This window comes from Jiangella gansuensis DSM 44835, assembly GCF_000515395.1.
GTDB classification, from domain to species: Bacteria; Actinomycetota; Actinomycetes; order Jiangellales; family Jiangellaceae; genus Jiangella; species Jiangella gansuensis.
The window spans coordinates 843,326-867,164 of sequence record NZ_KI911782.1 but is presented as its reverse complement, the minus strand read 5'-3'; the positions used below and the strand labels follow the sequence as shown (position 1 = coordinate 867,164).

18 protein-coding genes are annotated in these 23,839 nt (G+C 70.7%); 10 read left to right on the top strand and 8 right to left on the bottom strand.

The annotated features are described in order from the left end of the window. Nucleotides 1–2 precede the first annotated feature (2 nt). Complete coding sequence (locus tag JIAGA_RS27525; protein ID WP_051425708.1) at nt 3–1,772, top strand: D-apionate lactonase family protein; 1,770 nt, start codon at nt 3–5, stop codon at nt 1,770–1,772. Here the strand turns inward: JIAGA_RS27525 and JIAGA_RS0104395 are convergent. Further along, complete coding sequence (locus JIAGA_RS0104395; protein ID WP_084469463.1) at nt 1,729–3,822, bottom strand: beta-galactosidase; 2,094 nt, start codon at nt 3,820–3,822, stop codon at nt 1,729–1,731. The two genes, JIAGA_RS27525 and JIAGA_RS0104395, sit on opposite strands and share 44 nt — an antisense overlap. A 1-nt stretch (nt 3,823) precedes the next feature. Further along, on the bottom strand, nt 3,824–5,329 hold the full coding sequence (locus tag JIAGA_RS0104390; RefSeq protein WP_026874723.1) for an apiosidase-like domain-containing protein: 1,506 nt from the start codon (nt 5,327–5,329) through the stop codon (nt 3,824–3,826). Nucleotides 5,330–5,488: 159 nt separating this feature from the next. Between JIAGA_RS0104390 and JIAGA_RS0104385 the strand changes: the two genes are divergently transcribed. The 5 genes from JIAGA_RS0104385 to JIAGA_RS0104365 are packed head-to-tail and all read left to right on the top strand — an operon-like array spanning nt 5,489 to nt 9,196. Continuing rightward, nucleotides 5,489–6,727: an ABC transporter substrate-binding protein gene (locus JIAGA_RS0104385; protein ID WP_169738817.1), complete on the top strand. Its 1,239-nt coding sequence runs from the start codon at nt 5,489–5,491 to the stop codon at nt 6,725–6,727. A 58-nt stretch (nt 6,728–6,785) separates the two neighbouring features. Further along, on the top strand, nt 6,786–7,739 hold the full coding sequence (locus JIAGA_RS0104380; protein WP_051425706.1) for a carbohydrate ABC transporter permease: 954 nt from the start codon (nt 6,786–6,788) through the stop codon (nt 7,737–7,739). Beyond that, nucleotides 7,736–8,623, top strand: coding sequence for a carbohydrate ABC transporter permease (locus JIAGA_RS0104375; protein WP_211239504.1), 888 nt, complete (start codon nt 7,736–7,738; stop codon nt 8,621–8,623). Before JIAGA_RS0104380 ends, JIAGA_RS0104375 begins: the two co-directional genes overlap by 4 nt. Before the next feature lie 58 nt (nt 8,624–8,681). Continuing rightward, nucleotides 8,682–8,882, top strand: coding sequence for a hypothetical protein (locus JIAGA_RS0104370; protein ID WP_026874719.1), 201 nt, complete (start codon nt 8,682–8,684; stop codon nt 8,880–8,882). Further along, entirely contained in the window at nt 8,876–9,196 is a 321-nt protein-coding gene (locus JIAGA_RS0104365; RefSeq protein ID WP_026874718.1) for a type II toxin-antitoxin system PemK/MazF family toxin, read from the top strand. The genes JIAGA_RS0104370 and JIAGA_RS0104365 overlap by 7 nt, the downstream gene beginning before the upstream one ends. A 430-nt stretch (nt 9,197–9,626) precedes the next feature. On the opposite strand, the gene JIAGA_RS27520 is transcribed toward JIAGA_RS0104365, so the two are convergent. Next, entirely contained in the window at nt 9,627–11,636 is a 2,010-nt protein-coding gene (locus tag JIAGA_RS27520; RefSeq protein WP_051425704.1) for a hypothetical protein, read from the bottom strand. Nucleotides 11,637–11,799: 163 nt separating this feature from the next. Here JIAGA_RS27520 and JIAGA_RS27515 point away from each other — a divergent pair, with 163 nt between their 5' ends. Beyond that, a complete protein-coding gene (locus tag JIAGA_RS27515) occupies nt 11,800–12,798 on the top strand; it encodes a glycoside hydrolase family protein (protein ID WP_051425702.1) in 999 nt (332 codons plus the stop codon). 25 nt (nt 12,799–12,823) lie between these two features. Here JIAGA_RS27515 and JIAGA_RS0104350 read toward each other — a convergent pair whose 3' ends face one another. Next, nucleotides 12,824–13,651, bottom strand: coding sequence for an NAD-dependent epimerase/dehydratase family protein (locus JIAGA_RS0104350; RefSeq protein WP_026874717.1), 828 nt, complete (start codon nt 13,649–13,651; stop codon nt 12,824–12,826). 113 nt (nt 13,652–13,764) lie between these two features. On the opposite strand from JIAGA_RS0104350, the gene JIAGA_RS0104345 reads away from it, so the two are divergent. Together JIAGA_RS0104345 and JIAGA_RS0104340 are read left to right on the top strand one after the other, a co-directional pair. After that, nucleotides 13,765–16,362: an alpha-L-rhamnosidase gene (locus JIAGA_RS0104345; protein WP_026874716.1), complete on the top strand. Its 2,598-nt coding sequence runs from the start codon at nt 13,765–13,767 to the stop codon at nt 16,360–16,362. A gap of 188 nt (nt 16,363–16,550) precedes the next feature. Then, on the top strand, nt 16,551–17,465 hold the full coding sequence (locus JIAGA_RS0104340) for a sugar-binding transcriptional regulator (RefSeq protein WP_211239503.1): 915 nt from the start codon (nt 16,551–16,553) through the stop codon (nt 17,463–17,465). Between the two features lie 321 nt (nt 17,466–17,786). Here the strand turns inward: JIAGA_RS0104340 and JIAGA_RS0104335 are convergent, their stop codons facing one another. Genes JIAGA_RS0104335 through JIAGA_RS0104320 form a run of 4 tightly spaced genes read right to left on the bottom strand, consistent with a single transcriptional unit; the run spans nt 17,787 to nt 21,606 of the window. Next, nucleotides 17,787–18,449: an aspartate/glutamate racemase family protein gene (locus JIAGA_RS0104335; RefSeq protein ID WP_026874714.1), complete on the bottom strand. Its 663-nt coding sequence runs from the start codon at nt 18,447–18,449 to the stop codon at nt 17,787–17,789. Nucleotides 18,450–18,453: 4 nt separating this feature from the next. Next, on the bottom strand, nt 18,454–19,368 hold the full coding sequence (locus JIAGA_RS0104330) for a carbohydrate ABC transporter permease (RefSeq protein WP_026874713.1): 915 nt from the start codon (nt 19,366–19,368) through the stop codon (nt 18,454–18,456). A gap of 1 nt (nt 19,369) precedes the next feature. Beyond that, nucleotides 19,370–20,251 carry a carbohydrate ABC transporter permease gene (locus JIAGA_RS0104325; RefSeq protein WP_026874712.1) on the bottom strand — a complete coding sequence of 294 codons (882 nt, stop codon included), beginning with the start codon at nt 20,249–20,251 and terminating at the stop codon, nt 19,370–19,372. A 38-nt stretch (nt 20,252–20,289) separates the two neighbouring features. Continuing rightward, complete coding sequence (locus tag JIAGA_RS0104320) at nt 20,290–21,606, bottom strand: ABC transporter substrate-binding protein (protein WP_026874711.1); 1,317 nt, start codon at nt 21,604–21,606, stop codon at nt 20,290–20,292. Nucleotides 21,607–21,843: 237 nt separating this feature from the next. Here JIAGA_RS0104320 and JIAGA_RS0104315 point away from each other — a divergent pair, with 237 nt between their 5' ends. Further along, a complete protein-coding gene (locus JIAGA_RS0104315) occupies nt 21,844–23,835 on the top strand; it encodes a glycoside hydrolase family 127 protein (protein ID WP_026874710.1) in 1,992 nt (663 codons plus the stop codon). Nucleotides 23,836–23,839: the final 4 nt, after the last annotated feature.

Below are 23,839 nucleotides of genomic sequence, written 5' to 3'. Positions count from 1 at the left end.
CCGTGCCGACCGCGTGGGAGTCGTCGCGCGGGCCGTCCCGCCGCTGGCGCAGCGGGCCGTGGTCGCTCGTCCTGCGTGGCGACGAACTGGCCCAGGTGGCGTGGAACGAGCGGACGGTGCTGCGCGGCGTCCGTGCCGTCGTCCGGGATCGCGACTGGCGGACCGGTGAATGGACCGTCGGCGCCGTGGCCGAAAGCGACGACGGCATCGAGGTGCCGGTCCGCTCACGCAGCTTCGGCGCCGACCTGACCGGCACCATCCGCGTGCTGGCCCGGGGCGACACCCTGTCGGTCGAGTTCGTCGCGGTGTCGGGCGGGGAGTTCGACACCAACCGCACCGGCCTGGTCGTGCTGCATCCACCCCGGCTGGCCGGTGCGGACCTCGTCGTCACCCACCCCGACGGGACGCGCGAGACGACGCGGTTCCCGCTTACCATCAGCCCGCATCAGCCCGTCTCCGACATCGCCGCACTGGCGTGGAACGACGCCGGGATGCGGATCCGGGCCGACCTCGCCGGCGACGTCTTCGAGATGGAGGACCAGCGCAACTGGACCGACGCCTCGTTCAAGACCTACAGCCGCCCGCTCGCGCTGCCGTTTCCCTATCGGCTGGCCGCGGGCGAGCAGGTTCGCCAGAGCGTGACGGTGCGCGTCACCGGAAGACCGTCCGGCACGGCCGGCAGGGTCTCGGACCGCATCGAGCTGACGCCCGGTGGCCGGTTCCCCGCCATCGGTGTCGCCGCCTCGACCGCGCCCGACCCGGAACCGCGCGGACTGCCGCGAGTCGGCCGGTCGATGCTGGTGGAGCTCGACCTCGCGACGCCGAACTGGCCGGCCGCGCTCGTCCGGGCCGCTGAGCGCGGGCTGCCGCTCGATGTACGGGTCGTGCTCCCGACGCCGCCGGAGCCGAGCCTGCTGCGCGATCTCACCGAGCGGCTGCGCCCCCTCGCCGTCGAGCGCGTCGCGGTCTTCGACCCCGCCTCGCACGTGTCCGAGAAGGACGTCGTGACGGCGCTGCGCGACGCCATGGCCAGGGCAGGGGTGACGCATCCCGTCGTGGGCGGCTCGCGGTCGCACTTCACGGAGTTGAACCGCCGGCTCGGCCAGCTCCCCGGCGACCTGGCCGGCGTCACCGTGGCCATGACACCGCTGTTCCATGAGCTCGGCACCGCCCAACTGGTCGAGTCGGTCGCGATGCAGCGGCTCGTCGCCCGGCAGGCGGTCTCGTACGCCGGCGACGTGCCCGTGCACATCGGCCCCATCACCCTGCGCCCGCGGTTCAACGACGCGGCGGCCTCCGCCGCGGCCGGGCCGGCCCGCTCCGACCTCACCGAGGGCTACGGCGCGGAGTTCACCGGTGCCGTCGACCCGCGTCAGCAGGCGCCGGAACTGGCCGCCTGGACGATCGCCGGCGCGGCCGCCCTCGCGGTGCCGGGGGTGGCGGGACTGACCTACTTCGAGGAGTGGGGCCCACGGGGCATCCGCTCGGCCTCCGGCGCGCCGTACCCCGTCGCCGCGGCGATCACCGCGCTGGCCCGGGTGGACGCAGCGACGTTGCTCGGCGGCGAGAGCCCGGACGGATTCGTCTGGGCTGTCGGCGCCCGGCAGTGGGATCACGACGTCGTGTTCATGTCCAACCTCGACACCTCGGCGCGGACGGTCGCGGTGGCCCTGGACCGGGTGGTGCGACGGGTGGTCGTCCCGGCCCTGTCGTGGCAGGCCCTGCGGGTCACTGCACCCGCCACACCCGGACGGCCCACGGCCCGAGACTGACCGGCGTGCCCGCGTCATGGCGGGAGTCGTCGACGACGGAGGCCACGGCCTGGTCCAGGTGCACGGTCCGAGACTCGGGCGACCAGTTGTGCACCACCCAGATCCGCCCGTGCGGCCCCGCGAGCGAGTGCGCCGTCACCTCGAGCGGCCGCACCGAGACCGGTGGCGTCGGCGTCACGGCACCGGCCGCCTCGGCGACGATCCGGGCCAGCAGCGTCCGGTCGAGCAGGGTGCCCACCATGGTCACCGTCCCGCGACCGACCCGGCGCCGGGTGACCGCCGCCCAACGGCCGAAGTGGGGGTGCCGATACCGTGCCACGACCTCGGCGTCCCCGGCGACGAGCGCGTCCATCCACCCGCGTGCGTGACCGGACTCGCCGACCCCCGCGACCGGAACCGGCTCGGGCAGCGCCGCGAACTCCTCGTAGCCCGCGCCGGCGAGTCGGTGCAGCACCGCCGGGGCCGGTGCGGTCGGCCGCATCCGGCCGACGTCGTCGCCGTACCCGGTACGCGGCCCGACGACGAGGCGCCCGCCCGCCTCGACGTAGTCGGCGAGCAGCGCCAGCGTGTGGTCCGAGGCCGCGATCAAACCGGCCGCGATCAGCACCGGGTAGCGGCGCACCAGGTCACCGGCATCGGTGAGCCGGCGCTCGTTGACGAACCCCACCTGGTGGCCCGCGTCGAGCGCCGCACGGCCGAACGCGCCCACGATGCGCGCATACGAGCCCCTGTCGGCGGCACCCCCCGGCCCGGCCAGCGGCGGCTCGAAGGCCATCATCCACTCGCTGTCGTGCGCATAGACGATGCCGACGCCCGCCTCGGGCTCGGCGTCGGCCAGCCACGGCGCGGCGGCGGCGAACTGACGGCCGATACCGGCGATCTGCTCGTGGATGCGACCCGGTTTCAGGCCGTGCCCGAGGATTCCGCCCCAGTGCACCTCGGCCCCGGAGTGCAGCGTGTGCCAGTGCCAGTACGACACGAGCCGGGCGCCGCGCGCGACGAGCAGCCACGCCGCCTGGGCGAGCTGACCGTCGTACGGCGGCCGGGTCAGGTGCGCCGGCCCGATCGAGGCGGCCCCGGTCTCGGTCACCAGGAACCCGTCGTCGCGCGTGGCCCGCATCCGGTCGGCCAGCAGCACCAGCTGCGCGACGTCGTCGGCGTACCACTGGCCGCCGGCACCGTCGCGGGCCCCGTGCAGGGCGTCCTGGGCCAGGTAGTACGCGTTGCCGCTGGCGATGTCGAGTTCGGAGCCGACGGCGACGTCGTCCATGGCCGGGCGCTGGTAGGCCATGCACGTCGTGAGGAACGTCCCCGGCTCGACGAGCTCGCGCGCGATTCCCGCCTGCCAGCCGATGAACTCCGCCGTGAGCTCGGCCTGGAAGCGCCGCCACGCGAGGTCGTACGCCGGCGTGGTGTTGCCGCCCGGCTCCCACAGGTCGTCCCACTCCGACAGCCGGTGCGACCAATAGGCGAGCCCCCAGGCCCGGTTGAGGGTGTCGACGTCGCCGTACCGGTCGGCGAGCCACCGGCGGAAGCGCACGACGACGTGGTCGTTGTGGATCAGGTGCAGGCCCGGCTCGTTGTCGAGCTGCACGCCGACGACGGCGGGGTGCCGGCCGTGCCGCCCCAGCACCGCCCGGATCACCCGCTCGGCGTAGCCGCGGAAGAGCTCGGAGGTGTAGTCCACCTCCTGTCGCGCGCCCCACCGCACCGCGCGCCCGTCGGCCCGGACGACGGCGAGCTCGGGATGCTTCCGGCTCAGCCACGGCGGCACCGCGTACGTGGGCGTCCCCAGGATCACGTCGATGCCGTGGCCGGCGGCGCCGTCGAGGACAGGCGTGAGCCAGTCGAGGTCGAACCGGCCGTCGGCCGGCTCCCACGTGGACCACACGGATTCACCGACGCGGATGCAGCTGATCCCGGCGTCACGCATCAACGACAGGTCGTCCGCCAGCCGCCCCGGGTCGGGCAGGTACTCGTTGTAGTACGCGGTGCCGAGCCGCGGGCCGGCCCGCCAGGCTCGGGCGCGATCCACCGGGGTCGAGGTCACGTCAGTCCTCGACCCGGGTGATCCGCAGCGCGATCGCCTCGCCTTCCGGGAGCTCCAGCGGCGCGGAGTCACGGTCGTAGGCGTCGTTGCGCAATACCTCCGTGAGGGTGAACCGGCGGCCCGCCGGTGTCACCGTCATGTTCCACGTGTCGATGACGTCGACCTCGAAGACGTCGCCGACCTCCGGCCGCTCGCTGGGGAAGCTCACCGGAAGGCGGAACGCCCAGGCCGGCGGCGCGGACTCGCCCAGGTACTGCACGTACTGACGGCGAGACACGCCGGCCACGTGCGCGGGGTCGTCCCACTTGTCGATCGGGTCGAGGCCGGGGACGGTGAGGTCCTCGAGGATCTCGCGCAGGAACCGCAGCCGCGCCGGCGACTCGCCGCGGAACGGGCCGCCTTCCACCATGTGGAGGCTGCCGCTCTCGGTCACGAAGCTCTCTCCGTGCGACGCGTAGCACCCGGAGACGGTGGTGATCCAGAACTGGTGCACGAGCTGCCGCGCCGTCAGGTGGCCCCAGCGCTCGGGGATGTCACCCTCGTACTTGATCTCGTCCAGCACCACCGGCTTGCCGTAGACGTCGCGGTACAGGTTCGCGCGGCCGAAGTCGGTCGTGGCGGACCCGTTCTGCAGTGACGCGTGCGTGACCCACGGCTGGTTGTTGTCGTACAGCTCGACCCAGTTGTGGATCGAGCGCAGGTGCGCGTGCGGGTCGAGCTCGGCGAGCCGGCTGCCGGCCCGGTCCCACCGCTGCGCCGGCCGCTGGAGCTGGTCGAACTCGTTGCACAGCGACCACCACACGTGCGGGTATGCACTCAGGCGCGCCACCAGATAGCGCAGGTAGACCTCGTCTTCGTCCTCGGTGAGCTCGTTGAGCCCGAAGTAGCCGCGGTCGTAGGCGTTGAAGATCAGGACGTCCGCCTGGACGCCGCGCTTCCCGAGCGACCCGACCGCGGCATCCAGGCGCCGGAAGAACGGGATCACCGGCCGGGTGACGTCCCACCGTCCGTCCGGCCGCTCGAACGGGAACAGCTCGGGCGTGTGCTCGATGTAGCCGCCGGCCTGCGGGAAGACCATGAAGCGCAGTTTGTTGAAGCCCGCGTCGGCGACGGCGTCCACGGTCTGGGAGAACAGCGGTTCGTCCTGGTGCAGCCAGTTGTAGGCGGTGGTGCCGACCGGCCGGAACGGTGTGCCGTCGGCGTGGGCGAAGTGGAAGCGGCTGGCGACCCGGACCGGGCCGTGGTCTGGCCCCGCGACGACGTCGAACGTTCCCTCGGAACCGGCGAGCGAGCGGCCCTCGGAACTCTCGCTGCGCCAGGTCCAGGTGCCCACCGCCTCGGGCGCGAACCTGACCCGATAGATCTGCTCCCCGTCCCAGAACCCCGGGACCACGACCTCACCGGCGGTTTCGTGCGTGAACCGGACTGTCAGGGGCGTGCGGTCCGCCGGGATGACGGCGTCTCCCTCGAAGGACAGCTCGATCGGTCGGTAGCGCTCATGGGGCATGGGGCGGCCTCCCTGTCGGACTCTGACACACTGATGTGCATAATCCTGTTGACGTGAATGTTCATGCACCATAGCATCGGCCGCACGTTTCGAGTCCGCGTCACTGAAACGTTACAGATCCGCGACGGACGCCGTTGTTCATCACGACTGGAGACGACGATGAGACTCTCTCGCATGCTCGCCGCCGGAACAGCCGCCCTCGCGGCGGCCGGCGCCCTGGCCGGATGCGGCGGCGACGACCAAGCCTCCGGCGGCCAGGTCGAGCTGACGCTCTGGGCCCGCAGCAACTCGGTGCCCGACGACGTCCAACAGCTGCTCGACCAGCAGTTCCCCGACTACGACATCACGTTCCAAGACATCCCGGACATCGAGGACAAGCTGCGTGCGGCGATCCGGTCGCAGAGCGGCCTGCCCGACGTCGTCGTCATGGGCGGGAACCTGCCGTCCTTCTTCACCGTCTCCGACCAGTTCCTGGACCTGGCCGACGAGGCGGCCGACAGCGACGCGATCGACTGGGCGCTCGAGCTCGGGCAGACCCCAGACGGCAAGCAGCTCACCCTGCCCACCGACATCGGCCCGTGGGGCTTCTTCTACAACGCGGAGGCGCTGGAAGCACTCGGCTACCCGTCCGAGCCCGAAGCCGTCGCCGAGCAGGTCAACTCCTGGGAGGCGTACCGCGAGCTCGCCGAGGCCGCGGCCGCCGCCGGCCAGTACGTCTGCGACCACGCCGGCCAGAACTACCAGGCCCGGCTCGGGCAGCACGGCTACGCGTACTTCGAACAGCAGGACGGTGAGGCCGTGAACGCCGTCGACTCGCCCATCTCGCGCGAGGCCTTCGTCGAGTCCGCAGCTCTCGCCCAGGACGGCCTGTGCACGAATACCGAGCCGTACACGCCGGAGTGGAACGCGGCCATGACGCAGGACGACATCGTCGGCTTCGTCGGACCCGCGTGGGAGGACGGCATCCTGCAGTCGGCCGGCGAGCAGCAGGCCGGCAGCTGGCGCGTCACCACGGTGCCCGGCGGCCCGGTCGCCACCGGCGGCTCGTACGTCGCAGCCCTCGCCGCGAGCGACCACCCGGACGAGGCGCGTGAGCTCGCCGCGTACATCGGCGGTGCGGAGTTCCAGAAGGCGGGCTACCTCGACAAGGGGCTGTTCCCGGCGTCGACGGGTGTCCACTCCGACCCCGACGTCGCGACGCCGCAGGAATTCTACGGCGGGCAGGACACCCTCGGCGTCCTCGCCCAGACGGCCACCGACGCGCCGCTGGTCTACCAGGCCCCCAACAGCGGGACGATCGCGGCCGCGTTCTTCGTGGCGCTCAACGACCTGGCGAGCTCGAACAACGACCCCGCGGAGGTCTACGAGTCGCTCGTCGAGGCGAACGCCGAACTGTGATCCGACACTCGCGGACGGCGACGGGGCCGATTCCGGCTCCGTCGCCGCGGAGGGGCTCATGACGCAGACCGCAACGCCGCGCCGCGCCGGGGCGACCCCGACCCGTCGACGCAAGAAGACGCTGCTGCGCTACTGGCGCGAATACCTCGCGATCTCGCCGTTCTACATCCTCTTCGCGGCGTTCGGGCTGTTCCCCCTCGGGTTCGCCGTCTACCTCTCGATGGTGTCGTGGGACGGCCTCGGCGACATCGAGTGGGTCGGCGCCGACCAGTTCACCAGGCTGTTCAGCTCCGGCGAGTTCACCAAGGCTCTCGGCAACACGGTCATCATCTTCCTGAGCGCGCAGATCCCCGTGATCCTGGCGTCTCTGGGCGCCGCGGCCCTGCTCAGCTCGCCGAAGCTGCGCGCCCGCGGCTGGTACCAGACCATGTTCTTCCTGCCGCAGGTGACGTCCATCGTCGCCGTGGCGATCGTGTTCCAGTCGCTGTTCTCCAACGAGTACGGCATCATCAACACGTTCCTCGAGTGGATCGGGCTGGCGTCGGTGCCCTGGATGACCACCGAGTGGGGGGTGCGCTTCGTCGTCTCCCTGATGATCTTCTGGCGCAGCTTCGGCTACTTCGTCGTCATCTTCCTGGCCGGCATCTCCTCGATCCCGCCGTCGCTTTACGAGGCGGCCCGGCTCGACGGCGCCGGTTCCTGGCGGATCCTGCGCTCCATCACCGTCCCGATGATCCTGCCCACGGTCGCTTTCGTCGCCGTCACCGGCACCATCAGCGGGTTCCAGATCTTCACCGAGCCCCAGGTGCTGACCAACGGCCTGGGCGGGCCGAACGACTCCGTCGTCACCATGATGTTCCTGCAGGTGCGGTACATGGGCGCGACGCTGCAGACAGTGCCGACCGATCTCGGGTTCGCCACCGCCATCGGCTGGGGCATCTTCGTGGTGCTCATCCTGCTCGCCGTCCTCAACGCCCGGGTGATCGCCAAGCGCCGGAAGGAGCTGTCGTGACGTCGCTCCCCGTGAGAACGCGTCCTCCGCAGACGCGCGCCGAGAAGCTCCGTCCCCGGCGGCCGCGGCAGCGGATGTGGGTCCAGCACGTCGTGCTGATCCCGGCCGCGGCACTCTTCGCGTTCCCCTTCTACTGGCTGGTCGTGATGTCGACGAGCCGGACGTCGGAGATCTTCGGCAGCCCGCCCCGGCTCATCCCCGGCAGCCAGCTGTTCGAGAACATGGGCCGGCTGTTCGGCAGCGTCAACTTCCACCAGGCGTTCCTCAACTCCGTCTTCGTCTCCGTCGTGGCCACGACCGTCACCGTCGCCATCGCGGCGCTCTCCGGCTTCGTGTTCGCGAAGTTCCGGTTCCCCGGCCGCGACTGGCTGTTCGCCATCCTGCTGGTGACGATGACCCTTCCCACCGGGGTCATGCTGGTACCGATGTTCCAGATCTACGTCGAACTCGGCTGGATCAACACCTACCTCCCGCTGATCGTCCCCGGGGCGGCCAGTGCGTTCGGGATCTTCTGGATGCGCCAGGCCGCCCGCGAAGCGGTGTCGGACGAGGTCATCGAGGCCGCCCGGGTCGACGGCGCCGGGTTCCTCCGGGTGTTCTGGCACGTCGGCGCACCGGCGCTACGGCCGGCCATCGCGGGCTTCACGGTGTTCCAGTTCATGTGGAACTGGAACGAGTACCTGTGGCCGCTGCTGGTGCTCAACGACTCCGCCAAGTACACGCTGCCGGTGGCGCTGCAGCAGCTCAACGGCAGCCATGGCACCAGCGACTACCCGGTCGTCATGACGGCGACACTGCTCGCGACCATCCCGCTGATCGTGCTCTTCCTGTTCTTCCGCCGCATGGTGATGAGCAGCGTGACGTCGGGAGCCGTCAAGGGCTGACTTCCGGCTGTGCAACAATTGCTCGACTCTTGTTGCACGTGAGGATTAGTCTGGTCGCATGGCGGCAACGATCGGCTTCAGACCTACGGAAGAGGATGACCAGATCATCCGGGCCGCGATGCGCAGCGGTGAGCGCAAGAGCGACGTGATCCGACGCGCTTTGCGGCTGCTGGAACGGGAGGTCTGGGTCAAGCAGGCTCGTGCCGACGCCGAGCGGCTCAGCGATGAAGATCTCACCGCCGAACAGGATGCGTGGTGATCCGCGGAGCGGTCTACCGGGTGGATCTTGGTGACGCGAAGCGCGGTCACGAGCAGCGCAGGCGGCGCTACGCGGTGGTGATGAGCCTCAGCTCGATGCCGTGGAGTGTCGTCACGGTGGTGCCGACGTCGACGGGTGCCCAGCCTGCGGTGTTCCGCCCGGAGCTGGAAATCATGGGCACGAAGACACGTTTTCTGGTCGATCAGATCCGCACGATCGACGTCACCTACGTTCATGGCGATCCGGTCGCCTACTTGGATCGCGACGAGATCGCCGAGGTGGAGCACGCCGTCGCGCACTATCTCGGCCTATGACACTGGTGTTGGCGGAGCGGCCACCACACCAGGCGCCGTCCCGCTTCACGCGGCGAGCATTCCTGGTGGAGCGGGAACACCCATGGTCCACGTGATCATTTCGTTTCGCCGGAGGCGGGGGTTAGGGGTCGCCGTGCTGTCCGGCGGGCGCTGACCGCAATAGCGGGCCGCGGACTTCAATAGCCACAACCGCAACGGCGGGCGGATTCCGTCCTCCCGGCACGGAGCGCGCTATCGACGTCGGACGCTGCGATCAAAGTCCGGCCAACCCGGCCCCGGACAGCGGCCGCTGATGCCGGTACTCACGGTGGCGCCGTGCGCGGTCGGCACACCGGGCCACCCCAGGCGAACTCCCGCTTCGGCAGGCAAGCATGCCTGGTGCAGCGAACACACCCATGGTGGACGTGATCATTTCGGGGCGGCCGGGGGTCTATGGGCGCGGGGGAAAACCCTCGGCCCGTATGGCCCAGCCCTCGGGCAGGTCCGATGCGACGGCGCCGGTCTTGTCGGTGACGAGCATGGCGATCGCCGCGAGCAGCCCGCCGTTCCCCGGCAGGTACAGCGGGAGGCGATTCGGCACTTGGAAGTTGTGCCCGTTGGCGAGGTAGCGGTTGCGCGGCCGCGGCGACAGCAGCATGTCGAACGCGAGGTCGAGCCGTCCGAGCTCGCGGGCGCACATGGCGATCAACGGGAAGTCCCACCCCCACGTGGTCTGCCAGTCCCAGGCCTCGAGGACCCAGTCGAGCGTCGCGGACATGGTGTCGCGGTCGACCAGCGGCGAGGCCGGCACGAAGCCGAGCGCCCCCAGCAGCGACGGGTGGTCGATGACGGCGCTCTGCCCGCGGACGGCCTCGTAGCGCCCGTCCGCCGTCACGGGCAGCGAGGTCATCCCCTCGGTGGCACGCACCCACGCGTCGGGAACCTCCTGGCCTCGCCGACGGCGCCACTCGCAGGCGACCCGCAGCGCCCACGCGACGTAGGCCAGTTCGAACGTCGGGTCCCAGGTGGTGGCGGCGTCGTAGCGTTCCTGCGCGGGCATGACCGGCGGGGCGAGATGCGCCTCGCCGTCGCTCCACCACAGCAGCGAGCTGAGGAAGTGCGCGGTCTCGTCGACCAGGTCGGCGTAGGTGTCCAGCACGGCCGGGTCGTCGCGGCGGGCGCGGTACACGAGCTCGGCGAAGTACACCGGGTGCGGCTGCTGCCAGACCAGGAGTGGCCCGATGTCGTTGGGGCTCTCGACGCCCTCCGGGCCGACGTGCTTCGGCCAGCGCGCCCCGCGGTAGCCGTTACGTTCGGCGTTGCGGCGCGCGGCCGGGAGGATGGCGCGGTACCACTCCAGGCTTCGTTCGAGCAGTTCCGGCCGGCCCCACATCGGGAAGTGGGCGGCATGCCACCAGTGCATCTCGAGGTGGAACTTGCCGGCCCACGAGTTGCAGACCAGGCCGCTCTCCTGCGGCGGCAGCGCGCCCGCGCACTGGATGGCCGTGAGGTACTGCGACAGGACCACCCGGCGTTCGAGCTCGGCCGCCCGAGGGTCGCTGCTACCACTGAAGTCGACGACGGCGCCGGAGGTCCAGAAGCGCTCCCACTGCTGCGTGGACGCCGCGAACACCGCCGCGGCGCTGGGGAGCGGCTTGTAGGAGGGCTCCGGCGCGAACTCGACCACCAGGTGGACGTCGCCGGCCGCCGGCACGATGTCGATGGCGTGGCGAGAGGTGTGCTCGAACCTGGCGCCGGCGACGTGTGCGCGCACGGCGTAGCGGGCGTCGTCGACGGCCCGCCGGACGACCACGGCCCGGCCGTCGTCGCTGATCTCGACGAAGCTGTCGTGCGCCCCGGGGTCGTCGCGGCGCTCCTCGGCCTCGAAGGTGTCGTCCACCGCGCCGAAGGAGATCCGCAGCCGCGCATCCCCGGCGGCGAACAGCTCGGACGCGGCGTGCACGGCGAGGACGTCACGGTGCGGATGGACGGCGGTGCGGGTGGTGGTGCGACGCCCTTCGAGCGAGAAGGCACTGTTCAGGGCGCCGGACCACAGGTCGAGCGTCTGGTCGACCGCGTCGATGGGCTCCGGCGTCAGCAAGGGCTCCCGCGTGTGCGGTGAACGCAGCACGTAGGCGACCCGGCCCAGGTGCAGCCGCTGCGGGTTGGTCCAGAAGTAGTAACCCGCGGGCTGGACTCGCCGGGCCTCCTCGTCGGAAAGCCGCCACTCGTAGGCCACCGGGAAGCGCAGCTCGCGGCCGCCCGGGGCGGCGTAGGGACGCTCGGTGTCGGCGAGCGTGACCCCGTCCGGGTTCGGCGCCCAGTGGAAGGCCCAGGACGACTGCGTGCCGAGCGGTGTCGCGCTGCGACCGTCGCGCCGCGCGCTGGCCCTGGTGTGCCAGTCGGCGAAGGTCTGCAGCCCGGTGCAGTCCGCGGTGAAGCAGAAGTCTCCGTTGCCCACGCTGAGCGGGGATTCTGGTGCAGGTGAGGTCAGATGAACGCGGTGTCGGCCGACGAGCTCGCGGCGGTCGATGGCCGGCCCGCTATCATGCATTGACACGTTTCAATCCGATCAGATCCGCTCGGCCGTGTCAACGCGCTCACCACCTCTGGAGCAGTGCCTCATGCCCGTCTTGCCGCCCTACGTCAGACCCACGGACCGCGCCGCGGAGCTGGTCCTGGCCCCGACCTGGCGAGCCGGCGACTGGAACAGCCACGGCGTCGACTGTCCGTTCGTCTTCCGCCGCGGCGGCAAGCTGGGCATGACCGTCGTCGGCTGGGATGGCATCGGCTACCAGACCGGCCTGGCGTGGCACGACGGCCAGGCGTGGTCGGGCCTCCAGCTCGTCCTCCCCCGCGACCCGGCCTCGGAGCACCGCCGCTACAACACCGCCCTGACGTCGATCATGCGGGACAACGACCTCACCGGTGACGGCGAACTGCTCACCGTCGACGGCTGGTACTACGGCACCTACCACGCCTACCCGCAGGTGGGGTACGAGCACGGTTCGGCCGTCATCGGCATCGTGCGCAGCCGCGATCTGCGGCACTGGGAGGAGTACGGCGAGCTGCTGCGGCCCGAGGACGGCGCCGGCTGGGAGCGGGGCGGGCTCTACAAGTCCTGGCTGCTGCGCCACGACGGGCGGTACTGGCTCTTCTACAACGCCAAGGACCGCGACGACGGCCGCTGGGTCGAGCAGACCGGCGCGGCGGTCTCGGACGACCTGGTGCGGTGGCGGCGCGTCAGCGACGAGCCGCTGCTGCCGCACGGCGGGCCGGGCACTCCGGACGAGCGGTTCGCCTCCGACCCGTGCGTGCTGCGGGCGCCCGACGGCACGTGGGTGATGTTCTACTTCGGACTCGGCGGCGACGGCCACGCGCGCGAGCTGGCCGCCGTCTCCGACGACCTCCTCACGTGGACCAAGACCGGCGATGTGCTGGTCGACGTGGGAGCTGCCGGCGGCATCGACGACTGGCACGCCCACAAGCCCGCGGTGATCCGCCACCACGACCGGCTGCACCACTATTACTGCGCGGTCCACCGGCTGGAGGCACCGGTGGACGTCGGCGGCTACGCGCTCCCCGAACGCCGGGGCATCGCGGTGGCGTGGTCGTCGCTGTGACGGCGCGGCGACTGGCGGGTCGCCGTCAGCGCCAGTCGTGGACGGCGGCGAACCCGAGCCGCTCCCGGATCTTGCGGGTCGACATGAGCGACTCGAACTCGCCGAGGTCGTCGGCGACCGGCGTCCCGGGGAACCACTGCGCGGCCAGCTGGCGGGACGGAATGCGCGAACCGGACTCCGGCGCCGCCACGTTGTACACCTCGAATCCCGGCTGTGCCGCCGCGAGTGCCAGCGCGACGGCCTGGGCGCCGTCGCGCGCGTCGATCCACGAACCGAGCAGGTCGCGGCGGTAGCCCGGGTCGCCGGCGCGGTCGAAGGTGGCGTACTCGTCCTCGGCGACGACGTTCGTGAACCGCAGGGCCGTGATCGAGGTACCGTCCGCCCACGTGACGAGCTGCGCCGCCATCGCCTCCTCGGCCACCTTACCCAGCCCGTAGGTGTTGGTGGCACGGGTGTACGTCTCGTCGACGGGGAGAGCGGGCGGCGCCTCGTCGAACGGGAACCCCATGGCCGTGATGCTCGACGCGAGGACGATGGTGCGGATGCCGGCACGATGGGCGGCGAAGAGCGCGTTGAACGAGACCGTCAGGTTGTTGTGGAAGGTCGCGGCGTCGGGCACGAGCCCGTTCACGGGGATCGCGGCGAGGTGCACGAGTGCGTCGAGGCCGTCGTGGCGGGCGGTGACCGACAGGAACGCGTCGAGCGTCTGGCCGAAGTCGGTGAGGTCGACGCGGGTGAACCCTGCGCCCGGCGCGCCCGCCAGGTCGAAGCCCATGACCTCGAGGCCGTCGGCCCGCAGACGCGCGACCGTGGCACGACCGAGCTTGCCGCCGCTACCGGTGACGCCGATCACGTGAAACTCCTGTTCAGCCGCCTGTGGAACGGGACGCATGCCGCCGGTCAGCACGGCGACGGCAGCGGCCTCTAGACTATCTTGAATCGTTTCGATCCACGAGGGAGACCGGCATGGCGGCCATCGTCGACGCGCCCCGCATCGAGCACCTCCGGGAAGCGCTGGGCATCGGCGAACGCACGCCGCGGCTGTCGTGGCGGGTCCGGTCGGCTCCGCCCGGTTGGACGCAGACCGCGTACCGCATCGACGTCGGCCGCGACGGCGCCACCCACTCGTTCGAGGTGGAGTCGGCCGAGCAGGTGCTGGTTCCGTGGCCGGCGGCACCGTTGCGGTCGCGGGAGACGGCGACGGTCCGGGTCGCGGTGCGTGGCCACGACGGGTCATGGTCCGCGGTGTCGGAGCCGACCACCCTCGAGGCGGGCCTCCTCGAGCCGTCCGACTGGGTCGCGCGGCCGGTCGGCGCGTTGTGGAACGAGGACCCGGCCTCCGACGAGCGCCGCCCGTCGATCGTCCGGCGTGAGTTCGAGGCGCGGGCCGGCCTGGTGCGCGCCCGGCTGTACGCGACGGCGCACGGGCTCTACGAGGCCGAGATCAACGGCGAGCGGGTCGGCGACGACACTCTCTCGCCGGGGTGGACGGTCTACCGCGAACGGCTGCGCTACTACACCTACGACGTCACCGCGCTCGTGCGGCCCGGCGCGAACGCCGTCGGTGCGTGGCTCGGCGACGGCTGGTACCGCGGCCGGCTGGGCTGGCGCGGCGGCTTCCGGAACCTCTACGGCTACGACCTGTCGTTCCTCGGGCAGCTGGAGCTGACGTACGACGACGGGACCCGCGAGGTGATCGCCACCGACCCCTCCTGGCGCGCCGCGCCCAGCCCTATCCTGCGCAGCGGCATCTACGACGGCGAGGACTACGACGCCCGCGAGGAACAGCCGGGGTGGTCCGGCCCCGGCTTCGACGACAGCACCTGGGAGGGCGTCTCGGTGCGCCACCGCGACCCCGCGACCCTCGTGGCCCCGACGGCCCCGCCGGTCCGCTGCACCGAGGAGGTCACACCCGTCGCGGTGCTCACGAGCCCCAGCGGCCGCCGCATCGTCGATTTCGGCCAGAACCTCGTCGGCCGCGTCCGCATCCGTGCGACGGGCTCGGCCGGTTCGTCGGTGACCCTGCGCACCGCGGAAGTGCTCCAGGACGGCGAGCTGTACACGCGGCCCCTGCGCGACGCGCGTTCCACCGACACCTACACGTTCGCCGGGCGCGCGGACGGGGAGACGTGGGAGCCGCGCTTCACGTTCCACGGCTTCCGATACGTCGAGGTGTCCGGCTGGCCGGGCGATCTCGACGCCGCGGCGCGCGACGGCGCGATCGTCGCCCGAGTCGTCCACACCGACCTCGAGCGCACCGGGTGGTTCGAGACGTCCGACCCCATGCTCAACCGCCTGCACGACAACGTCGTGTGGGGTATGAGGGGCAACTTCGTCGACCTCCCGACCGACTGCCCGCAGCGCGACGAACGGGTCGGCTGGACCGGCGACATCCAGGTCTTCGGCCCCACCGCGTCGTACCTGTTCGACGTGGCCGGCATGTTGTCGGGCTGGCTGCGCGACGTCGCGGTCGAGCAGCTTCCCGACGGGACGGTGCCCTGGTACGTGCCCGTCATCCCGGCGCGCGACAAGTGGACGCCGCTGCGCCCGGGTGCCGCCTGGGGCGATGTCGCCACCCTGCTTCCGTGGACCCTCTACGAGCGGTTCGGCGACCTCGGTGTACTCGACGCGCAGTTCGACAGCGCCCGCCGCTGGGTGGACCTTATGGAGTGCCTGTCCGGTCCGTCCCGACTGTGGGACACCGGCTACCAGCTCGGCGACTGGCTGGACCCGGCCGCTCCTCCCGAAGACCCGGCGGACGCGCGCACCGACCGCTACCTGGTCGCGACGGCGTACTTCGCGCGGTCGGCGCGCACGGTCGCGCGGATGGCCGAGGCTCTCGGCCGCGGTGCGGAGGCCGAGCACTACCACGCTCTGGCCGACGAGGTCGCCGCGGCGTTCGCGGCGGCGTACGTTCTCGACGACGGCACGATGACCAGCGACGCCCAGACCGCGTATGCCCTGGCGCTGCGGTTCGACCTGATCCCGGACGAGAACCGCCGGTCCGCGGCGGCGAACCGGCTGGCCGAGCTCGTACACAAGTCGGGCAACCGCATCGCGACCGGTTTCGTGGGCACGCCGCTCGTCACCGACGCGTTGAGCGACGCGGGCCGCACCGACACCGCGTACGACCTGCTCTTCGAGCGCGAGTGCCCGTCGTGGCTGTACCAGGTGGCGATGGGCGCCACCACCGTGTGGGAGCGGTGGGACTCACTGCTGCCCGACGGCACCGTCAACCCCGGCACCATGACGTCGTTCAACCACTACGCGCTGGGCGCCGTGGCCGACTGGATGCACCGCGTCGTCGCGGGCCTGGCCCCGGCGGAGCCCGGCTATCGGCGCCTGCGCCTCGCGCCCCGGCCCGGCGGCGGGCTGACGTGGGCCTCCGCGCGTCACCTCACCCCGTACGGCGAGGCGGCCATCTCGTGGCGCCTCGACGGGACGGTGCTGCACGTCGAGGCTGTGGTGCCGGTCGGTACCGAAGCGATCCTCGAACTGGAGGGACGCGACGAGGAGACCCTTCCGCCGGGAACGCACACCAGAACCGTCACCCTCCCGCGCTGACCCTGCGCCGGTCCGGCGCCGGCCGGTTCGGCGACTTGGCCCCTGCGTCCAGGATGAATATCCTTTCGTCAGCGAATCCCGATACCATCCGCGGCGGGATCGTCGCCACGATCGGAGCCGACGTGTCCAAAGCGCGCAGTTCGCGCCCCCAAGACGGCCAAGTGCGCCTGCTAACGAAGGTCGCCCGCATGTATCACGAGCGGGGTGTCCGCCAGGCGGACATCGCGGCTGCGCTCAATATCTCACAGGCGAAGGTGTCCCGGCTGCTCAAACGTGCCGAGGCCGTCGGCATCGTCCGCACCACCGTCACCGTCGCCCCCGGTGTCTACGCGGACCTCGAGGAGCGGCTGGAGGAGCAGTACGGCATCGCCGAGGCGGTCGTCGTCGACGTCGAGTCCGACGCCGACGAAGCCGAACTGCTGGCCGCCATCGGAGCCGGCGCGGCCGCGTATCTCGAGGCGACCCTGTCCGGCGGCGACCGCATCGGGGTGTCCTCCTGGAGCCAGACCGTGCTCGCGATGGTCGACCGCCTCCGGCCGTTCACCGTCCGCGGCGCCACCGAGGTCGTCCAGCTGCTCGGCGGCATCGGCGCTCCCGAGGCGCAGAGCCACTCGAACCGCATCCTCGGCGAGCTCGCCCGCATGCTGGGCGCGGAACCCGTCTACGTCCAGGCTCCCGGCGTGGTCGCGAGTCCCGCCATCCGCGACAGCCTGCTCTCCGATCCGTCCATGCAGGAGGTCACCCGGCACTGGCGCGAGCTGACCATGAGCATCATGGGCATCGGCAGCATCGAGCCGTCCGACGTCCTGGCCACCAGCGGCAACGCGTTCGCCGCGGAGGAACGCCGCGCGCTCGTCGACGACGGTGCGGTCGGCGACATCTGCCACCGCATCTTCCGTGCGGACGGCTCACTCGTCCACGGTGACCTCGACGACCGGATCATCGCGATCCCCGTCGACGACCTCACCCGCATCCCCCGCCGCGTCGGCATCGCCGGCGGGAGCCGCAAGCTCGACGCCATCCACGGCGCTCTGAGCGGCGGGTGGGTCACGACCCTGGTCACCGACCTCCGCACGGCGAACGAACTCACGGCTCGCGCCTGACCCTGCCGCTACGCGTCGGGTGTCGGGGTGTTGGGTGTACGCCGCGTCGTGGGTCTGTGTCACGTCCGCGGCCCGTTTTCCGCGTTCCGACGAGGCCGGGTCCGGGCGAGAACGATCAGGTGACCGATTGCGCCCGATTGCTGTGCGGACGTCGTCTGATCGTTTCGTGTCCACATGCTGGAGACGATCAGGTGCCCAAATCCGCCCCGCCCCCGGTGCTGTCGTCACCTGATCGTCGTCGCGAGCCCGATCAGGCGACACATCGACGATCAGGTGGACAGCCCGCGGTACCCCCCCGGGGCGGGCGCGACCGGCCGGGCGTCACAACGCGTCGACGGCCTCGCGCAGCCGGCGGATGCCGGGCTCCAGGCTGGTCAGAACCGGCACGTCGACGACGACACCCTCAGCGGCGCTCGCCATCGACGCCTGAGCCAGGACGACCACGTCGGCGTCACGCGCGGCCCGCTCGATGGCTTCGGCGACGAGACGGTCGTGCGTTCCGCGGTCCCCACCCGCCACCGCGGCGAAGGCGCCGTCGACGACCTCACTCGTGATGGCCGGGGAGCGGCCGGCGAGCGCGGCCCGCTCCTCGATGAGTGCAGTGGTGGGTGCGCAGGTAGTCGGCAGGGTGGCCAGGACGGCGATGCGCTCACCGGTCGCGACGGCGGCGTCGGCCATCGCCTCGTCGATCCGCAGCACCGGGATGCCGGCGGCTGCCGCCGTCGGAGCCGCCAGGTCGGAGATGGACGAACACGTGAGCATGACGACGTCCGCGCCGGCGTCGCGGGCGGCGCTCACCAGCGCTTCGAGCCGCGCGGGCACGGACGTCGCCCGCTGCGGATCGCCGAGGTCGGCAACGATCTTGTCGTCGAGGTAGTTCACCGTCGTGGCCGCGGGCAGGTGCCGGCGCGCCAGCTCGGCCACCGGCGGGATGACCACCGCCCCGGTGTGGACGAACGCGACGCGCGGTGCGGATTCGGTCACTCGGTCACCCCTTCAACGAACCGGCGGCCAGGCCCGCCATGATCTTCTTGTTCAGGAACGCGAACACGATGAGCAGCACCACGATGTTGACACTGATGGCGGCGAACAGCGGACCGTACTGCGTGGAGCCGTACTCGTCGCTCAGGCTCAGCAAGCCCAGCTGGATCGTAGCCAGCTCCGGATCGGTGGTGAACGTCAGCGCGATGAGCAGGTCGTTGAAGACGCTGAAGAACTGGATCAGGCCGACGGTGAGCATCGCGTTGCGCATGAGCGGCAGCCCGATCAGGAAGAACGACCGCAGCGGGCTGGCCCCGTCCACCGTCGCCGCCTCGAAGATCTGCCGTGGCACCGACCGGAAGTAGGCGGCCATCAGGAAGGTCGTCAGCGGCAGGCCCATCGCCGTGTACGTGAGGATGAGCGGCCACAGTGTGTTCGTCAGCCCGATCTGGAAGTACACCGTGAACAGCGGCACGAGGATCATCTGCCCCGGCACCATGATGCCGGCGAGGACGAACAGCAGGGTGTTGTGCCGTCCCTTCCAGATCATGATCTCCAGCGCGTAGCCCGCCGCCACCCCGAGGATGATGATGAGGAACACCGACGGGAGCGTCACCAGCATGCTGTTGCGGTAGTTGATGGCGACATTGCCGCGAGTGAGCGCCGTGACGTAGTTGTCGAAGCTGAGGCTCTCCGGCAGCGCCCACGCGGGGTTCTCGAAGAACTCGGTGGGCGTCTTGAACGATCCGAAGATCATCCACACCATCGGGTACATCACGATCACGAGCAGCAGCGCGACGGCGCCCCAGACGGGAACGCGACGCAGCGCGCGCCGGGCCCGGCGGCGGGCCGGCTGCCGGGGCCGCAGTCCCGGTGCCGGGGCCGGCGGCAGGGTCTCGGTGAGGCTCGGCGTGGTGGTCATGTCAGTCCTCCACCCGCTGGCGGGACGACCGGAAGACCGTCAGCGTGAACACGAGGCACAGCAGGGTCAGCACGAGTGCGATCGTGCTGCCGTAGCCGTACTCGGCGTATTCGAAAGCGGTCCGGTACATGTACAGGGTCAGCGGCGCCGTGGAGGTTCCCGGGCCGCCGTTGTTGAGCGCGAGGAGGCTGTCGAAGACCTTCAGGGTGGCGTTCAGGCTGAAGATGATCGAGGACAGCAGGATCGGCAGCGACAGCGGGATGATGATGTGGCGCACCAGCCGCAGGCCGCTCGCACCGTCCAGCCGCCCGGACTCGATCACCTCGTCGGGGATGTCGAGGAGGCCCGTGTACAGCAGGACGGCGTAGAACCCCATGGAGCTCCACAGCGTCATCGCGAGCGCGACGGCCATGGTGCCCGAGGTGGACGCCATGAACTCGACGCTCTCGCCTCCCGCCGCGTTGATGATCTCGTTGACCGGGCCCTGGGTGTCACCGACGGAGACGAAGCTGCGGAAGAGCAGCGCCACCGCGACGGTCGGGAGCACCATCGGGAAGAACACCGCGGTCCGCAGGAACGCCGAACCCTTGCGCAGCACGAAGACGTAGAGCAGCGCCAGCAGGTATCCGAACGTGACCTGGCCGATCGTGGCCAGGATCGCGAACATGACGCTGACTCGCAGCGACTGCAGCGCCGCCCCGTCGGAGAAGAACGTCGTGAAGTTGTCGAAGCCGACGAACTCGAAGCCGCGCAGGGTGTTGCCTTCGAAGAACGAGAGGCCCAGGGACCACGCGACGGGTACGACCTTGAAGAGAACGTAGATCGCCAGCGTCGGCAGCAAGAGGATCAGGATCGTCTTGCGGTCTCCGAATACGCGATTCATGGCGGTGGCCTTCGTGGTGGGCGGTCCGGCTCCTCGGGTCAGCGGGCGGCGTCGATGCTCGCTTGGAGCTCGGTCATGTACTGCTCGGGCGTCATCTGACCGGTCGTCAGCAGGGTCACGTTCGTCGACGCGAGCGAGTTGGACTTGGCGTCGAAGAGGGCTTCGAACCAGGCGACGGTCTCGTCGATCTCCGCGATCTTCTCCTGCACGAGCTTCGTGGTCTCCGGGATGTCCGTGACCTCGCCGTTGACGCGGAAGCCCGACAGGACGCCGGCGTCGGACAGCGCCTGCTCTCCGTAGTTCTCGGCGATGCACTCCAACCAGGCGGTGACCTTGGGTCCGGCGGTGTCCGGGTTGGCCGCCATCGCCGCGCCGGCGTTCGCGGGCCACTGGTCGACGCTGCCCGCGCCGCCTTCGACGTCGGGGAACGGCATGAAGCCGACGTTCTCGAGGCCGATCTGGTTCTGTTCTTCGTCGTTGATGTTGCTCAGCGCCCAGGTGCCGTCGTACTTCATGGCCGCCCGGCCGCTGAGGAACGCCGCCGTCGCCGCATCGGGCTCGAGCGAGATGAATCCCTCGCCGAAGAAGCCGCTCTCGGCCATCTGCTGGAGTGCCTCGGCACCGGCGAGGTACTCCGGGTCGGTGAGGGATGCCTCGCCGTCGCGGATCTTCTCCATGGCGTCGGGGCCGACGTTGCGGAAGATGTACATCCCGATGATCCGTGTCAGCGGCCATCCGGCTGCGCCTGCCTGCGCGAACGGCTGGTGGCCGGCCGCGAGGAGTTCCTCGCCGGCGGCGAGCAGCTGGTCGAAGGTCTGCGGCTCGGAGAGCCCAACCTCGGCGAAGATCGCTTTGTTGTACCAGATGCCCTCGAGGTTGTACTGGTACGGCAACGAGACCATGCCGCCGTAGATGTGCTCCACCGTCGACGCGGCCGCGGGCAGGATGTTGTCCCACGCCCCGGCCTCGGTGAGCAGTTCCTCGTAGTCGACGACCTTCCCCGCGGCGCCGAGGTCGCCGTCGGGCCGGACCATCGCGGTACCGGCGATGAAGTGCGCCGGCAACGAGTCCTGGCTCGCCAGCAGCGTGACCTTCTGGACGGTGTCGGCCTGCGCCGTCTTCTGGTGTTCCATCGGCAGGGCCTCGTTCTCGGCCTTGCACTGGTTCTCGGCGAGGGCCGTGAGCTGCGCCTCGAGCGTCGCGTTCTCGTTGGCCGTCAGTACTGTGAACGCTTCGGGATCCCCGCCGGCACCACCGTCGGTGGCGTCGTCGCCACCACAGGCCGAGAGGGTCACGACGGTGACGAGTGCGAGACCGGCTGCCGTCGGCTTCCGGCGGTTACGGCGGCTGACCATGACGTCCTCCTTGACGGCGACCACGCGGCTACGGGGTTCGACGCACGACAGTAAGCTCGGAATGCGGGTGTGTCAACAGTCAATCTTGAATTTCTATTCATTTCAACGCGGCTTTCTGCATTTCCATGCAGGCTTGCGAGAACTTGCATGCGGCCGTAACCTGACCGCAGGACCACGCCTGGTTGCCGGCTCAGCGACCCCACGACGAGACTGATGCCCTTTCGGAAGGAACCCTCGATGCCTGCCACGACAGCGCTCCGGGCGCACGCCCGGCTGAGGCCGCTCGGTGCCGACAACGCCCGCTGGACGGGAGGCTTCTGGGGAGAGGTCCGCGGCCGTACGCGCGATGTGACGATCCCCCAGATCTGGGCGTCGCTGCGGAACCCGCAGGTCAGTCCCGGCCTCGCGAACTTCCGCATCGCCGCCGGCCTCGAGCCGGGCCGTCACTCCGGCCCGCCGTTCATGGACGGCGACCTCTACAAGTGGCTGGAAGCGGCGATCTCGTGCCTCGGCACCGACCCGGACCCGGAGCTCGCCGCCACCGTCGAGGACATCGCCGCGCTCATCGCCTCGGTACAGCGCGAGGACGGCTACCTGCACACGCCGACCATCATCGCCGCGCGCAACCAGGAGAGCGTGTCGGAGCTGGCCGACCGCTTCCACTTCGAGACCTACAACCTGGGCCACCTCATCACCGCCGGAGTGCGCCACTACGAGGTCACCGGTTCGACCACGCTGCTCGAGGTGGCGAAGAAGGCCGCCGGCTACCTCGAACACCTCGCCGCCGACAAGCCCCTCGAGCTCGCCCGCAGCGCGATCTGCCCGTCGCACTACATGGCGGTGGTCGATCTCTACCGGGCCACGGGGGACGAGCGTTGCCTCCGGCTGGCCGAGGCCTTCGTCCGGGTACGCGACGACTTCCAGGGCGGCGACGACAACCAGGACCGGCTGCCGGTGCGCGAGCAGACCGTGGTGGCCGGACATGCCGTTCGCGCCAACTACCTCTACGCGGGCCTCGCGGATCTCGTCACCGAGACCGGCGACCAGGAGCTCGCCGCGGTCCTGGAGCGGCTGTGGCTCGACGTCGTCGACACGAAGCTCTACCTCACCGGTGGCTGCGGCGCGCTGTACGACGGCGCGTCACCCGACGGGTATCCGTGGCAGAACCAGATCAGCCGGGTCCACCAGGCATACGGCCGGCCGTACCAGCTGCCGCACACGACGGCCCACAACGAGTCGTGCGCCAACATCGGCATGATCCTGTGGAGCGAGCGGATGCTGTCGCTCACGGGTGAGGCGAAGTACGCCGACGTGATCGAGCAGGTGGCCTTCAACAGCCTGCTGGCCAGCATCAGCCTCGCCGGCGGCGAGTACTTCTACACGAACCCGTTGCGCCAGGTGCGCGACCTGCCGTATCCGCTGCGACGCCCGGGCGACACCGCCATCCACCCCACGCCCGAGCCGCCGCCCTCGGACGCGCGGCTGCGCGAGGGGTATCTCACCTGCTTCTGCTGCCCGCCGAACATCGCGCGTACGCTGGCGCGCTTCCACGAACGGGCCGCGGCACTGGGTGACGACGGCCTCTACGTACACCTCTACGGCGGCAGCGACCTGCGGGTCTCGGCGGACGGCGGCCGCTCGCTGGCGCTGCGTGAGGACAGCGACTACCCGTGGCACGAGCGCGTCACGTTCACCGTCACCGAGGCGGCCGGCGGGGGCCTGCCGCTGCACCTGCGCATTCCGGGGTGGGCGACGGACGCCGCGCTGCGCGTCAACGGCGAGAGCGTCACGGTCACCGCACCGGGGTCCTACACCCGGGTCGATCGCGAGTGGCGCTCCGGCGACGTAGTCGAGCTGACCCTGCCGATGCCGGTGCGGGTCGTCCGCGCGCATCGCCTGGCCGAGGAGACGACCAACCAGGTCGCGGTGCGCCGTGGCCCGCTCGTCTACTGCCTCGAGAGCGCCGACCTCCCGGGCGGGGTGTCGCTCGAGCAGGCGGCGCTGCGGCGCGGGGTGCCGCTGACCCCGGTCGACGCCGACATCGACGGCCACCGTGTCGTCGCCCTCGACGTCGAGCTGGCGGTGCTCCCGGCCACGGCAGCGGACTCCCTGTACGCCGACCTCGCCGACGCCGACGTGTCCGCCGCCTCGGCTCGGCTGGTCCCCTACTACGCGTGGGGCAACCGCGGACCAGGCGAGATGTCCGTCTGGCTCCCGGTGGTCTGGTGAGCGG